Below are 13,944 nucleotides of genomic sequence, written 5' to 3'. Positions count from 1 at the left end.
ATTTTTTATAAACGAGGGCTTTTTAACAACAAATAACACTGTGTTATTTATTTAACAGTTTGTTATTTTTTAAGCAAATCTCTAATGTCTGCTAATAATTCTTCTTGAGTTGGTCCTGCTGGAGCTGCTTCTTCTGCTGGTTTTTTTGTTTTGTTGTAAGCCTTAACAATTAAAAACATAACAAAACCAACTACAATTAAACTAATTATAGTGTCTATCCATGCACCATACTCTACTGCCGCAACACCTGCTTCTTTTGCAGCTTCAACAGTTTTGTAAACTTCATCTCCAGGAGTCCAAAATTTATCAGAGAAACTAACACCACCAGTTACTAGGCCAATAAGTGGCATAGCAATTTTAGAAACGAATCCGTTAATAACAGCACCCAAAGCACCCGCCATTATTACGGCAACTGCAAAATCAATGACATTTCCTGTCATGATAAAATCTTTAAATTCTTTTAACATTTTTACTAGTTTTTTAATGGTTAAATATATTATTGTGACCAAGATAATTAAAAAAGTCACATCTTGTAACTAATTTATTTACTAATATATATACGTTTAACTCTTTGAGAAATAGATGTTATAATCTCATAAGAAATACTATTGGCAGTTACTGCAACATCTTCTGCAGTTGGGTTTTCTCCAAAAACAATTACTTCATCCCCTTCTTTACAGTCAATATTGGTAATATTAACCATAATCATGTCCATACATACGTTACCAATTATTGGAGCTTTTTGGCCATGAACTGTAACGAAACCTTTACCGTTTCCATAATGTCTTCCAATGCCATCAGCGTGTCCAATAGGTAGCGTAGCCGTTTTTAAAACGGAGTCGCTTTTAAATGCTCGGTTATAACCAACAGAGTCACCTTCTTTAATAGTATGAATTTGAGAAATAACAGTTTTTAAAGTACCAATAGGTTTTAAATGTTGGTTTTCTTTTTCAGAATTTCCAAAACCATAGAGTCCAATACCACAACGCACCATATCAAAATGAGCTTCAGGATAATTTAAAACACCAGAGGTATTACAAGCATGTAATATGGGTTTATAACCAATCTGGTTAGTAAAATTATCCGCTATTTGTTTAAAGGTTTCAATCTGGTTTAAAGTAAATTCTTTTTCATTTAAATCTTCACTTGCAGCTAAATGTGAGAAAATCGATTTCACTTTTACTGCTTCAGAAGTTTTCAATTTAGAAATTATAGATTCAACTGCATCATCAGAAAACCCTAATCTGTTTAAACCTGTATTAAATTTAATATGAATAGGATATTCGGTTTGTTTTTCCGCGGAGGCGACTGTAATAAATTCGTTTAAAATTTTAGCATTATAAATACTAGGCTCTAAGCAATGCTCTATTAAACTTTTAAAGTTTATGGTTTGTGGGTGCAGTACCAAAATGGGCTGTGTAATACCAGCTTTTCTAAGCGCAACCCCTTCATTGGTATAAGCTACAGCAAAGTAATTAACATTTAAATCTTGTAAATATTTTGCAATTTCACAAGCATCACTTCCATATCCAAAAGCCTTTACAACTGCTAAAAAATTGGTGTTAGCTTGTAATTTCGATTTAAGATATTCAAAATTATATTTAAGTGCTTTTAAGTCTATTTCAAGCACGGTTTCTTGTGCTTTAGCCATTGGAATCTTTAGGTTTGGTATTTACTTCTTCGGCTTCGTTTACCTTCATGTGTCTCACTTTGTCACGTAGCATCGCTTTATAATACGCTGCTCTACTTAAGGGTTCATATTCATTAACTTCTCCTAGTAAAACCAGATTGTCATTTTGATTTTTCCTGTAACTATACTGCGCTAAATTTCCTGTTCTTGTACAAACCGCATGCACTTTAGTTACATATTCTGCAGTTGCCATAAGATTAGGCATGGGTCCAAAAGGATTACCTTTAAAATCCATATCCAATCCAGCCACAATTACCCGAACACCTTTATTTGCCAAATCGTTACAAACGCGAACAATTTCATCATCAAAAAACTGAGCTTCATCAATACCAACTACATCACAACCATCAGCTAATATTGGAATATTTGCTGCAGCAGGGACAGGTGTAGAGCGAATTTGATTTTCGTCATGAGAGACTACCATATCCTCATCATAACGCACATCAATTGCAGGTTTAAAAATTTCAACTTTTTGCCTTGCAAACTGCGCGCGCCTAAGCCTACGAATAAGTTCTTCAGTTTTTCCAGAAAACATGGAGCCACATATAACTTCTATCCAGCCAAATTGTTCTTTATGATTTACTGTATTTTCAAGAAACATTTTGTAATTTTAACACTAAATTGTAGCAATTTATCGTTTTTATAAAGGTGGCGTAAATTTATTAAAAAACAAAAGGCTAAAGTGCAATAATTTAAAATTTATAAACAATGAAGAAGAAGCTTGAATCAGAACTCGTTAGTATAGCACATAGAATTCTTAAGCTAAAGGGTAAGGAAGATGTTATAAAAATGTATGCTGAGGTTTCTGTACTCCAAGAAAAATTATCAGTTTTAAAATTTGCGCACGAAAATTTTGATGGAGATATACCAACTATTGGGAGTGATTCTTCATTTTTTGATATGTTAGATAGCGCTTTTAATAATAAAGTTAGTGATAACATTGAGGTTGAAGACAAAATATATATTAATCTTGATGAGGTTGATCAGGACGCTATTATGGAACCTGTAATGAGTAAAATCAAGGACATGGTAGCGCATATGCCAGATGATACAGAAGAAAATGATACCATTTCTAAAGAGCCGATTAAAAGACACAATTTAGAAGATATTACTGCTGGGTTTGAAGACACTCCTGTTTTTGAGCCTGTTTCAAAAACTAATGGGATTTCAAACGGAAAAGTGTCGTTAAATGATCAACTTAAAGTTGGAGGACTAAATATAGGTCTTAACGATAAAATAGCCTTTATTAAGCATTTATTTGATGGGAAAAGTGAAGACTACAATCGGGTATTATCACAATTAAATACCTCTGCTTCGTTTGATGATGCAAAGCATTTTATAGAAAACATGGTAAAACCAGATTATAATAATTGGGCAGATAAAGAAGAGTTTGAAGAGCGCTTTATGGAAATTATAGAAGCAAAGTTTAATTAAAATTTGGGTGTTACCGCGAAAAAAACGCGGTCGTGCTTTTCGTTCATAGTTTTGGCTCGATGCTCGCCTCGCCAAAAGCTAACCACTGCAATCACTAACACAAATGAGTAAATTATACATAGTTCCGACACCAATCGGAAATTTAAAAGACATCACATTTAGAGCTATAGAAGTTCTAAAAGACGTCGATTTAATTTTAGCAGAAGACACCCGAACCTCAGGCAAACTCTTAAAACATTACGAGATTTCAACCCACATGCAATCGCATCACATGCATAATGAGCATAAAACGGTTGAAAACATCATTCAAAAACTTAAATCAGGAACATCTGTCGCATTGATTAGCGATGCAGGAACACCAGCCATTTCAGACCCTGGATTTTTATTATCTCGTGCTTGTATCGAAAATAATATTGAAGTAGACTGTTTGCCAGGAGCAACAGCATTTGTTCCAGCACTTGTAAATTCAGGTTTACCTAATGATAAATTTGTGTTTGAAGGTTTTTTACCTGTTAAAAAAGGGCGTCAAACGCGATTATTACTACTAGCTGAAGAAACCAGAACCATCATTTTTTACGAAAGCCCACATAAACTAGTAAAAACTTTAGGGCATTTTTGTGAGTATTTTGGAGAAGACAGACATGTTTCGGTATCTAGAGAGTTGACTAAATTATTTGAAGAAACCATCAGAGGGACTGCCAAAGAGGTTTTAGAATATTATACGAATAAACCACCAAAAGGTGAGATTGTTGTTGTGGTTGGAGGGAAAGGAAAGTGAAATTTTAAAAATTAAAAATGAATATAGAATCATTTAAAACGAAATTAAAGCATACACCTAAACAGATTGAATTTTCTGAAACTATGAGTGTTGTTGATGAAAACTATGAGTTTACCCCAACAGCTTTTAAAAACGGGATTTTAGAAAATGCCGAAGGACAAAACTCTGGGTCGTGTAAATTATTTGCATTTGCAAAAGCACAAGGTTTATCTAAAGATGACACTTTAGCTTGTTTTGGGCAATACTATTTTGATGATGTTTTAAAAGACCCAAATGGAGACGGACATCAAAACATTAGAAACTTCATGAAAACTGGTTTTGAAGGTTTAAGTTTTGAAGGTATTACTTTAACTAAAAAGTAAATTATTTTTTAACGAATTGTCCCCTTGAGGGGACTTTAGGGGTGTTTTTGAAACCTCAAAAAATGTAATGAAAAACCTCTTAAACGACATATCGCAATGCACAATCTGCAAAGAACATTTGGTTTTAGGCCCAAGGCCTGTAGTGTCAGCACATCCAGAATCTAAAATTGTTATTATTGGTCAAGCACCAGGAACCAAAGTACATGCATCAGGAATTCCTTGGGATGATGCCAGTGGTAGGCAATTAAGAAAATGGTTAAATGTAACTGATGAAGACTTTTATGATGAGAAAAAATTTGCTATAATCCCTATGGGTTTTTGTTATCCAGGAAAAGGAAAAACAGGAGATTTACCTCCAAGACCAGAATGTGCTCCACAATGGCACAAACCTCTTTTTGATAAACTTAAAAATGTTGAACTTGTTATTTTAATTGGCATGTATGCTCAAAAGTATTACCTAGGAAAAGCTGCTAAAAAAACATTAACAGAAACGGTAGATAATTTTCAAGAATACTTACCTAAGTGTTTGCCTTTGCCACACCCATCTCCTAGAAATCGGTTTTGGTTGACTAAAAACCCTTGGTTTGAGGTTGAGGTGTTGCCTATGTTGAGAGAAAGGATTAAAAACTTGATTTAGTTAATGGTGTGTAAAACTTACCTCTACCTGAAAATGGGTCGTAGATTATTATACTTTTAAAGGTGTAGTATGTTTATCATTAAAAACTAATTAAGTGATTTTTTTTCATTTTATTTTTTCTTCCAATTGAAATTATAATCTCTTTTAGTATTTTTTTCAAAACTTTCAATTTCTTTGATAGATGCTTTTGAATAAAGCTTTTTAAGTAGGTTTATTCTAATTAATTTCCCTAAACTCAATTCTTTAGAAATACCAATCACAAAACTTAATATTGCTCCTGTTATTAGATAATTTTCCATTTTATTTTTGATTTATTGCTAAAGTAAATCAGTCTTTTGAAATGTTTTAAGACATGAAATTCACTTTGTTTATATTCTTGATATCTAAGCTACTATATTGGTATTAAATAAAAAAGGACATCTCGTTTCAAGAAATTATAAGAAACAAAAAACCTCCCCATTTCTGGAAAGGTTTCAATCTAATTTATCTAAAAGCTAAGCGCTCTAAAAATCTAGCAATCTAAACATGCTTCCCTTTTTCCCAACCATGTTTCCCTAAATATTGTTCGCCACTTTCAACAGCACCATCTTCAATGGAGGTTCCCATGCTATCGTTCCATCGGTTTAAATATCCAAAAAGAGAAATAACACCTAGCATTTCAACAATTTCACCTTCATCCCAATGTTCGTGTAAACGTTTTTTAGTAGTTTCATCAACACCATTTGGCACTTGACTAGCCAATAAAGAAAAATCTAAAGCAGCACGTTCGGCTTCATTAAATGCAGGATGTGTTCTATATTCCCAAATATTATCAAGTTGTTCTTGCTCTGCTCCATAACGTTCCGCAGCGCGTATAGCATGCGCTTGACAATACCTACAACCCGTGGCGTTACTTGATACCCAAGCAATCATGCGTTTTAAGGCAGATGTTACACGGCCTTCATTTGCCATAACAGCTTTATTCAAGTTAATAAACGCTTTGCTAATTGCTGGTCTGCGTTGCATGGTTAAAACCGAGTTAGGACAAAACCCTAAAGTTTCATTAAAAAACTCAGCTAGTTTTTTGGTTTCTAAATCATGATTAGCAGATAATGGCGTTACTAAAGGCATGTTTTCTTTTTTTGTAGTATTTTTGATACCTACAAGAAACGAAAAATAGTTTACAAATGGTAGTTGAGGTTACAACAAAATGGTTAGGAGACATGAGGTTTGAAAGTACAAATCCGTCTGGACATAACTTATTTATTGATGCAGGAGAAGAAAGCGGCGGAAAAGGTGAAGGCTACAGGCCAAAGGCATTAATGCTATCTGGTTTAGCAGGATGCTCTGGTTTAGACGTGGCAGCTTTAATAAAAAAAATGAAGTTAAAAGTTGATGCCTTTAAAATGGAAACTAACGCTAATTTAACAGAAGAGCATCCTAAATATTATGATAAAGTAGCTTTGCATTTTCATTTTTATGGTGATGATTTAAATGAAAAAAAACTTCAAAGAGCTGTTGATTTGTCTATTGAAAAATATTGTGGCGTTATGGAAATGTTTCGTCAGTTTTCAGAATTAAAAATTGAAACTCATTTTCATAAGAATTAGAGACCCCAAAATCTATTGAACTTTTATTAAAAAATTGCTATCTCTCAATGCGTTGGACACTAAAACCTGAACCTCAAAGGGAAAAAATTGAAGCTTTACAAAAAGCACTTCAAGTAGATTCTAAAATAGCCACTATGTTGTTGCATAGAGGTGTTGAGACTTATGAAGATGCTAAATCTTTTTTCAGACCCCGTTTAAATGAATTACATGATCCATTCTTAATGAAAGATATGGATAAGGCTGTAGCAAGAATTGAAAAAGCCATTGCTAATAACGAAAGTATTTTGGTTTATGGTGATTATGATGTGGATGGTACAACGGCAGTAGCTTTAATGTCTTCCTACCTAAAAACCAAACATAATTTAGTTTACACTTACATTCCTAATAGATATGATGAAGGTTACGGCGTTTCATATAAAGGCATAAACTTCGCCTTGGAAAATGAATTTTCTTTAATTATTGCTTTAGATTGTGGAATAAAAGCTGTTGAAAAAGTAGCACATTCTAAAAAATTGGGTATTGACTTTATTATTTGTGATCATCATAGACCAGGAGATGAAATTCCAGAAGCAGCAGCGGTTTTAGATCCAAAACAAGAAGACTGCAAGTATCCTTTTAAAGAATTATGTGGTTGCGGTGTAGGGTTTAAATTAGTACAAGCATTAGCTTCAAAAGATGGAAAAACAGCTGAAGATTTAATTGAATATTTAGATTTGGTAGCCACAGCAATTGGCGCAGATATAGTACCAATAAATGGCGAAAACAGAGTGTTAGCTCATTTTGGCTTGATGGTTATAAACACCAACCCTAGATCTGGGATTAAAGCTATTTTAGAGCAGGTTGAAAAAACAGAATTAACCATTACAGATGTTGTTTTTATAGTGGCGCCAAGAATAAATGCAGCTGGGCGGATGAAACATGGTAACTATGCAGTAACTTTATTAACTGAAGAAGAACCAGAAATGGCAAGACAGTATGCTGTTGAAATTAATGACTATAATTTAGACCGACGTGAAACTGATAAACGAATTACAGAAGAAGCTCTTAAGCAAATTGAAGAACAAAAAGAACAGAACCGCCTTACTTCTGTTGTTTACCATAAAGATTGGCATAAAGGCGTTATTGGTATTGTGGCTTCTAGACTAACTGAAACCTATTACAGGCCTACCATAGTATTTACTAAAAGTGGTAATAAGTTGGCTGCTTCAGCAAGGTCTGTTCGCGGTTTTGATATTTATAATGCCATAGGAAATTGTAAAGAACATATTGAACAATTTGGAGGGCATAAATATGCCGCTGGTTTAACACTTGAAGAAGAAAATTACGAAGCCTTTAAACAAGCTTTTGAGGATGAGGTTTCAAAAACTATTGATAGAAATCTTTTAACTCCAGAGATTAAAATTGATGTAAAAATTGATTTAAAAGAGGTTACACCTAAATTTTATAGAATCTTAAAACAGTTTGCACCTTATGGGCCAAGTAATATGACTCCTGTTTTTTTGAGTGAAAACTTATTGGACACTGGTTATGGAAAATGTGTTGGAGAAGATAAAGCACATTTAAGATTAACCGTTAAGCAACCAGAATCATCTGCCGGAATGGTTGGAATTGGTTTTAGTATGGGTAATAAATTTGATTTGATTTCTGACGGAAAACAATTTAGAGCCGTATATTCCATTGATGAAAATGAGTGGCGAGGAAATGTGAGTTTACAGATGAAGTTAAGGGATTTGAAAAAACAAGAGTAGAATTTGTATTAAATTTAAAATATCTTTCAACTATATACGGTAGGATTTAAAAACGTGTATGTTTAAATAAAGAGATTCCTGACTTCTCAAGAATGTGAAATATGGCAAAAACTGACCCTTATGCAGCCTTACGAATAAAAGAATTTAATATTTTTTTACTGTTACGTTTGTTTTTAGTTTTTGGTTGGTCTATGCAATTTATTGTTATTGAATGGCAAGTCTATAGTATAACAAAAGACCCTTTAAATTTGCTTTTAATAGGAGCTTGCGAATTTATTCCAGCTTTTTTTATGGCCCCATTTGCAGGTCATATTGTGGATCAAAAAGAAAAAAGAACCCTATTAGCAATTTGTATAGCAGCCTTTTCTTTAATTAGTTTAGGACTGTATTTATTAACTACAGATGATGTTGTTGGTAATTGGTCAACAAATGCTATTCTATATTCAATTTATGTGCTTGTATTTTTTGGTGGTTTTTTGCGTTCTTTTTTCGGACCTATCATTTTTTCTTTAGTCGCCTTAATTGTGCCTAAAAGAATATATCCTAATGCCGCTACTTGGAGCACAAGTACTTGGAAAATTGCAGCTGTTTTAGGAGCACTTTTTGGAGGTTTTTTTATTAGTTGGATTGGGGTTGATAAAACCTTGATGATTGTTTTTGTATTGGTTGTGATATCTTTTTTTCTAACCTTTTTAATAAAAAAGAAACCAATTCTAAATAAAAAAATTGGTGAATCTGTAAAAGAGAGCTTAAAAGTAGGGATTCGTTTTGTTTTTCAAAACAAGGCTATTTTAGGCGCTTTAACCTTAGATATGATTGCGGTTTTATTTGGAGGAACTGTTGCTATCCTAGTAATTTTCGCTCAAGATGTTTTAGAAGTAGGAAGTGAAGGTTTAGGTATTTTAAATGCCTCAATTTCTCTTGGAAGTATAGTGACTATGTTTGCTACAACTTATATTCCGATAAGCAAAAAAACAGGTAAAAAATTATTGATATCGATTTTTATATTTGGAGTAAGTATGATTGGTTTTGGATTATCGTCTATTTTTTTGGTAAGTGTTTTAATGCTATTTATTAGTGGCGCTGCAGATGGTATTTCTATGATTATTCGTCAGACGATTTTACAATTAAAAACTCCTGATGATATGCGTGGGCGTGTATCTTCTGTAAATTCTATGTTTGTTGGGTCTTCTAATGAATTAGGAGCTGTTGAAAGTAGTTTGGCGGCCAAATTAATGGGGCCTGTTGCTGCTGTAGTTTTTGGTGGCACCATGACATTGCTTACTGTTTTCGTAATTGGTGTTAAGAATCCTGTACTTAGGGATTTGGATTTAAGAGCCGATATGAATGCTCATGAAAGTGAGGCTTAAAATTCCTTCAATTTTAAATTTTCTCCATCAAAAACACCATAAGTATAATATTGAATCCAATCGCCTAGATTAATGTATTTTGATTTTTCGTTGAGGTTTATATTAAGCGGTAAGTGTCTGTGACCAAACACAAAGAAATCACGGTGTTTGCTTTCTAATTTTCGTTTGCAATATTGTACAAGCCATTCGTTTTCTTCGCCAAGGAATTTAGTATCGTTATCGCCAGAAATAAGTTTATTTTTTACTGATAGGTGTTGTGCCATTCGTACTCCTAAGTCTGGGTGTAACCAACGGAATAACCATTTACAAAAGGGGTTTGTAAACACTTTTTTCATGCGTTTATAACCTTTATCTCCTGGCCCTAAGCCATCACCATGACCAATTAAAAAGGTTTTATCATTAAAGGTAAATTCTTTTGGTTGGTGATAAACAGGAATATTGAGTTCTTCTTCAAAATAGCCATTCATCCAAAGGTCGTGATTCCCAACAAAGTAATAAATAGGAATTCCAGAATCTGAAATTTCAGCTAGTTTACCCAATGTTCTGGTAAATCCTTTTGGAACTACGGTTTTAAATTCCATCCAAAAATCGAATAAATCGCCTAAAAGGAAAATAGCGGCTGCATTGTGCTTAACCTCGTCCAACCAAGCTACAAATTTCTTTTCGCGAGGAAAAGAAGCTTCCTTTGTTGGTGCTCCTAAATGATTATCTGAAGCGAAGTATATTTTTTTTCCTTTTGGGATTTGCATGCGTAAATATACTAATTCCTGCGATTGCGAGAATCTTTGCTGTTAAAATTTATAAAGTGGTTATAGACTTGATTTCGTGAGAAAAATAAACTATTTTAGTTGGTGTTGAATATAAGTCATTAAAACGAGACATATCCGCTAAAATTAGTAACAATATGAAGAAACTGACAATATTACTTTTTATGATTTTTAGTTTAAATTCTATTTTAGCTCAAATCAAAGAAAATATCCACGAATTGAACTCAATGAAAAATCTTTTAACTGAAGATGTTAAAAATATTTTAGATACAAACTTAACTGACAAAAAAATTGTCTTTTTAGGAGAAGCTGAACATCATATAGCATCCGATTTTAAAGCCAAAACAGAATTTGTTAAATATCTGGTTTTAAAACATGGTTATAAAGACATTGCTTTTGAAAGCGATTTTTTCGGTTTATATTTTGACCATAACAAAAGAAATATCTTTGGAATGTGGTCTAACTCCTATCAATGTCTAGATTTATTCAGTTTTTTAGAAAAAAACAATGTTACTCTTTGGGGTTTTGATAATCAATATGAGGGCCCTTATTCGTATTACAATCTTTCAAAAAGTATAAAAAACTTTTTAGAAGAAAATAAAATAGATTTTGATAATAAATTCATTGCGTTTATTGACGTTGTAAGGCGTAAGAAATTCAAAGTTAGAAATCAACTGACAAAAAAGGATATTAATTATTTGATAAGTACGTTAGATAAATTACTGAACGATAAAACAGTTGAATCAAACCCAATTTGGAAACAAATTATAGAAAGCTTTAAAAGTAATGTTTTAATGCTTAATTCAAATGGAGCAAAAGCTATTTCCATCAGGGATAAACAAATGGCTAAAAATCTTGATTTTCTTATCAAAACAATGCCTAAAAAAAAATTCATTGTTTGGTTAGCTAATGCTCATATGGCAAAATACGAATATGATTTTATGAAAGGACAAACCATGGGAGGTCAATTCGTGAAAATGAACCCAGATATATCGTATCATATAGCTATTTCATCAATTCATATGCCTTACAGAAAAGATAAGTGGATTGAAAAATCAAGTAAAGACAAAGAGAACTTACTTCACTTTCTACCTTCAACTGAAAATAATTATTTTATCGATTCTAAACAAATAATTAATGAAAATCCAGATTATGCGAACAAAGAGTATGTGGGAATGTTTAATCTAAAAAAAGATAAAACAAATTGGTTTAAGCATTTTGACGCATTAGTTTTTATATCAAAAGGAGAGAAAGTGAAGTATATAGTTAAATTGTAATTTTTTTCACTAAAAATTAGATAAAAACAAAAAGTCTACAGAGAAACACATGCCTTAGGGAACCCACCCGCATTAGGGATTGAAGTGGATAGCCCACAGCTTTTGCACCTTAGAGCAGAAGCGAGGACTTGGAACGGAAAGCCCGACCCTTTTTTTAGGATAACGCCCAAATTATTTTAACGTTTTAAGGTAACGTGTCCTGTAAATTTCTGCCCTTCGATAGTAATGATATACCAATAATCGCCTGTTGGTAAAAGTTCTCCGTTAAGGGTTCCATCCCAAGAAAGATTTGTGTTTACTCCATTTTTAATAAGTTTTCCGTACCTATCGAAAATAGATACTTGTGAAAAACTAAAAAATTCGATGCCTTTTAAATTAAAGGTATCGTTTATAGTATCTCCATTTGGTGTGAAAAATTCTGGAATATAAAAGTGAATGTGTTGGGTTGTGAACACTTGGTTGCAATCTTGATGCTTTACGTAAATGGTATATTGCCCGCCTTCAATATTTAAAAATACAGGATTGGTTTGAAATGTTGTGCCATCTATAGAATATAAAAAATCGCCAACGGGTAATGGTGTGATAATGATATTGGTCCCTTTTGAAGTTATACCTTCTAAAATAGGATTATCAATTTGCGACACTATTATTGTTTTTGTGATACTACACGTATTGTTTGAAACTACAACCGAATATGTTCCTGGGTTTGAAATATCAATCTGTTCTGAAACACTACCATTATTCCATAAGTAAGAGGTAACAGCTCCTGGATCTGTTGCGTTGGCATGTAATGTTATTGAGGTGTTTTCACAGAATTCTAGGGTTTCATCGGTAACTTCTGGTATTTCGAAATAATCTATTTGCATAGCAGTTCTTGAAGCGGATACACATTCGCCATCAATTGTTTGGGCTTCGGCGTAATATATTCCAGAGGCACTTGGGTTATAGGATGTGCTATTTGCTATTAATAAATTCCCTCCAACATTTGCATCGTACCAATTAACCATAACGCCTGCTGGAACGGTTACAGTTAATGGTGTTGAGTCGTCCTCACATATCATTAAATAGCCATTGCTTATAGGCGAAATGGGGTTAGGGACAACTCTAATTTCATAAGTTTCGGAGGAAGAATTACAAGAGTCATTATTTACATTTATAACATCTTCTGCAACTTTTACTCTATAGAAAGTGGTGTTATTTGTTGGAAGCGTCACATAACTATTATTTGTTTCTCCTACAATATCTACCCAATTTATGCCATCTGTGCTTTCTTGCCATTGATAAAAATGTGAAGAAAATATAGTAAAATCTGGTGTGGCTGTGAGCGTTGTTGAATATGGCAGCTCATCTTCACAGATGGATATTAAATCCGTATTTAAGTTGTCTTCTATTACAATTGAATCACCACAAGATTTAAAAACAATATCATCAAGTGCTAAATCGTTTCCGCAACCTCCAACACCATTATTAAGCATTTTTAATATTACTGATGATTGACCAGGCAAGGTTTGAAAGACTAGAGCATATTGTTGCCAATTGGGACTTGAGGTACCATTAATATTACCTGTATCTCCACTAGCTAATAAATTAGTATCGGTACTATCCCAAATTTCAAACTTTACGTTTATTGGGATTCCAACACCACCACATCCCGAAGACGGTAGTAAATTTACCATCCATGAAGAGAACTCGTAAGTTGTGTTTTCGCAAAGCCCGCTAATAGCTGTTCTATAAAATTCACCAGAAGTAAAATCGGCATTTAAAACTAACATGCGTCCATCAGTATCTCCAGTAGTGTGGTCTACAATATCATGCCAACCAAACCAATTGGTGTTACTGGATACGTTATAAAAACCGTCATTAGGTGCATTGCTACTATACATATATGTTGTAGTCCCAGGTGGTAATGGAGTTATAGCACCGTTACCAAAAGTTTCTGTAAAAATCGGATTTCCTGAATTACCAGAGCAAAATCCTAATTGTGCATAGCCTTTTGTAGTTAATACACTTAGTGTTACTAAAATTAATATGGTTAAGCGACTCTTAATGATTACAGGTTTTTACTTTTAGTACTATCAATAAGCTATATTAGTAAAAAAATAGGTTTTAAGTAATGAAATTGGTTGAAATACTAAAACAAGCTACCCATCATCCTTTTAAATATCTAAGTCATATTATTGAATATGATGTGCATCATATCCAAATTCATTATTCCAGTGGCGTACAAGTATTAACTTGGGATAAGCACATTCATAAAAATATCTTAAAACACATCTAAATAACTTTGGTTAG

At 33.1% G+C, this 13,944-nt stretch carries 16 protein-coding genes; 9 read left to right on the top strand and 7 right to left on the bottom strand.

What is annotated here, in order from left to right; translation table 11 throughout:
* Window positions 1–62: 62 nt before the first annotated feature.
* The 3 genes from mscL to Q0870_RS01450 form a co-directional block, all read right to left on the bottom strand.
* Window positions 63–467: a large conductance mechanosensitive channel protein MscL gene (gene mscL / locus Q0870_RS01460; protein ID WP_298550387.1), complete on the bottom strand. Its 405-nt coding sequence runs from the start codon at window positions 465–467 to the stop codon at window positions 63–65.
* Between the two features lie 74 nt (window positions 468–541).
* A complete protein-coding gene (gene alr, locus Q0870_RS01455) occupies window positions 542–1,651 on the bottom strand; it encodes an alanine racemase (protein WP_298550385.1) in 1,110 nt (369 codons plus the stop codon).
* Window positions 1,644–2,291, bottom strand: coding sequence for a thymidine kinase (locus Q0870_RS01450; RefSeq protein ID WP_298550383.1), 648 nt, complete (start codon window positions 2,289–2,291; stop codon window positions 1,644–1,646). Before Q0870_RS01450 ends, alr begins: the two co-directional genes overlap by 8 nt.
* Before the next feature lie 107 nt (window positions 2,292–2,398).
* Here Q0870_RS01450 and Q0870_RS01445 point away from each other — a divergent pair, with 107 nt between their 5' ends.
* The 4 genes from Q0870_RS01445 (at window position 2,399) to Q0870_RS01430 (ending at window position 4,901) form a co-directional block, all read left to right on the top strand.
* Complete coding sequence (locus Q0870_RS01445; protein WP_298550381.1) at window positions 2,399–3,124, top strand: hypothetical protein; 726 nt, start codon at window positions 2,399–2,401, stop codon at window positions 3,122–3,124.
* A gap of 103 nt (window positions 3,125–3,227) precedes the next feature.
* Window positions 3,228–3,902: a 16S rRNA (cytidine(1402)-2'-O)-methyltransferase gene (gene rsmI, locus Q0870_RS01440; RefSeq protein WP_298550379.1), complete on the top strand. Its 675-nt coding sequence runs from the start codon at window positions 3,228–3,230 to the stop codon at window positions 3,900–3,902.
* Window positions 3,903–3,919: 17 nt separating this feature from the next.
* On the top strand, window positions 3,920–4,264 hold the full coding sequence (locus Q0870_RS01435; protein ID WP_298550377.1) for a HopJ type III effector protein: 345 nt from the start codon (window positions 3,920–3,922) through the stop codon (window positions 4,262–4,264).
* Between the two features lie 67 nt (window positions 4,265–4,331).
* Window positions 4,332–4,901 (top strand): uracil-DNA glycosylase family protein, encoded by a 570-nt coding sequence (locus tag Q0870_RS01430; RefSeq protein WP_298550375.1) that lies wholly within the window; start codon window positions 4,332–4,334, stop codon window positions 4,899–4,901.
* Between the two features lie 110 nt (window positions 4,902–5,011).
* Here the strand turns inward: Q0870_RS01430 and Q0870_RS01425 are convergent, their stop codons facing one another.
* Complete coding sequence (locus Q0870_RS01425) at window positions 5,012–5,200, bottom strand: hypothetical protein (RefSeq protein WP_298550373.1); 189 nt, start codon at window positions 5,198–5,200, stop codon at window positions 5,012–5,014.
* A gap of 220 nt (window positions 5,201–5,420) precedes the next feature.
* Complete coding sequence (locus Q0870_RS01420) at window positions 5,421–6,011, bottom strand: carboxymuconolactone decarboxylase family protein (protein WP_298550371.1); 591 nt, start codon at window positions 6,009–6,011, stop codon at window positions 5,421–5,423.
* 56 nt (window positions 6,012–6,067) lie between these two features.
* Here Q0870_RS01420 and Q0870_RS01415 point away from each other — a divergent pair, with 56 nt between their 5' ends.
* From Q0870_RS01415 to Q0870_RS01405, 3 genes are all read left to right on the top strand, one after another.
* The gene (locus Q0870_RS01415) at window positions 6,068–6,490 is read left to right on the top strand and encodes an OsmC family protein (RefSeq protein WP_298550369.1); all 423 of its coding nucleotides are present in this window, start codon (window positions 6,068–6,070) and stop codon (window positions 6,488–6,490) included.
* A gap of 47 nt (window positions 6,491–6,537) precedes the next feature.
* Window positions 6,538–8,238, top strand: a complete 1,701-nt coding sequence (recJ, locus tag Q0870_RS01410) for a single-stranded-DNA-specific exonuclease RecJ (protein ID WP_298550367.1) — start codon at window positions 6,538–6,540, stop codon at window positions 8,236–8,238.
* A gap of 101 nt (window positions 8,239–8,339) precedes the next feature.
* A complete protein-coding gene (locus Q0870_RS01405) occupies window positions 8,340–9,608 on the top strand; it encodes an MFS transporter (protein WP_298550365.1) in 1,269 nt (422 codons plus the stop codon).
* Here Q0870_RS01405 and Q0870_RS01400 read toward each other — a convergent pair.
* Window positions 9,605–10,357, bottom strand: a complete 753-nt coding sequence (locus Q0870_RS01400; protein ID WP_298550364.1) for a UDP-2,3-diacylglucosamine diphosphatase — start codon at window positions 10,355–10,357, stop codon at window positions 9,605–9,607. The two genes, Q0870_RS01405 and Q0870_RS01400, sit on opposite strands and share 4 nt — an antisense overlap.
* A gap of 155 nt (window positions 10,358–10,512) precedes the next feature.
* On the opposite strand from Q0870_RS01400, the gene Q0870_RS01395 reads away from it, so the two are divergent.
* Entirely contained in the window at window positions 10,513–11,652 is a 1,140-nt protein-coding gene (locus Q0870_RS01395; protein ID WP_298550363.1) for an erythromycin esterase family protein, read from the top strand.
* A 176-nt stretch (window positions 11,653–11,828) separates the two neighbouring features.
* Here the strand turns inward: Q0870_RS01395 and Q0870_RS01390 are convergent, their stop codons facing one another.
* On the bottom strand, window positions 11,829–13,535 hold the full coding sequence (locus Q0870_RS01390; RefSeq protein WP_298550361.1) for a T9SS type B sorting domain-containing protein: 1,707 nt from the start codon (window positions 13,533–13,535) through the stop codon (window positions 11,829–11,831).
* Window positions 13,536–13,765: 230 nt separating this feature from the next.
* On the opposite strand from Q0870_RS01390, the gene Q0870_RS01385 reads away from it, so the two are divergent.
* Window positions 13,766–13,930 carry a hypothetical protein gene (locus Q0870_RS01385; RefSeq protein ID WP_298550359.1) on the top strand — a complete coding sequence of 55 codons (165 nt, stop codon included), beginning with the start codon at window positions 13,766–13,768 and terminating at the stop codon, window positions 13,928–13,930.
* Window positions 13,931–13,944: the final 14 nt, after the last annotated feature.

Source organism: uncultured Algibacter sp. (assembly GCF_947487575.1).
Classification (GTDB): domain Bacteria; phylum Bacteroidota; class Bacteroidia; order Flavobacteriales; family Flavobacteriaceae; genus Algibacter_B.
The sequence above is the reverse complement of the archived record's forward strand: the minus strand, read 5'-3'. Positions and strand labels throughout refer to the sequence as shown.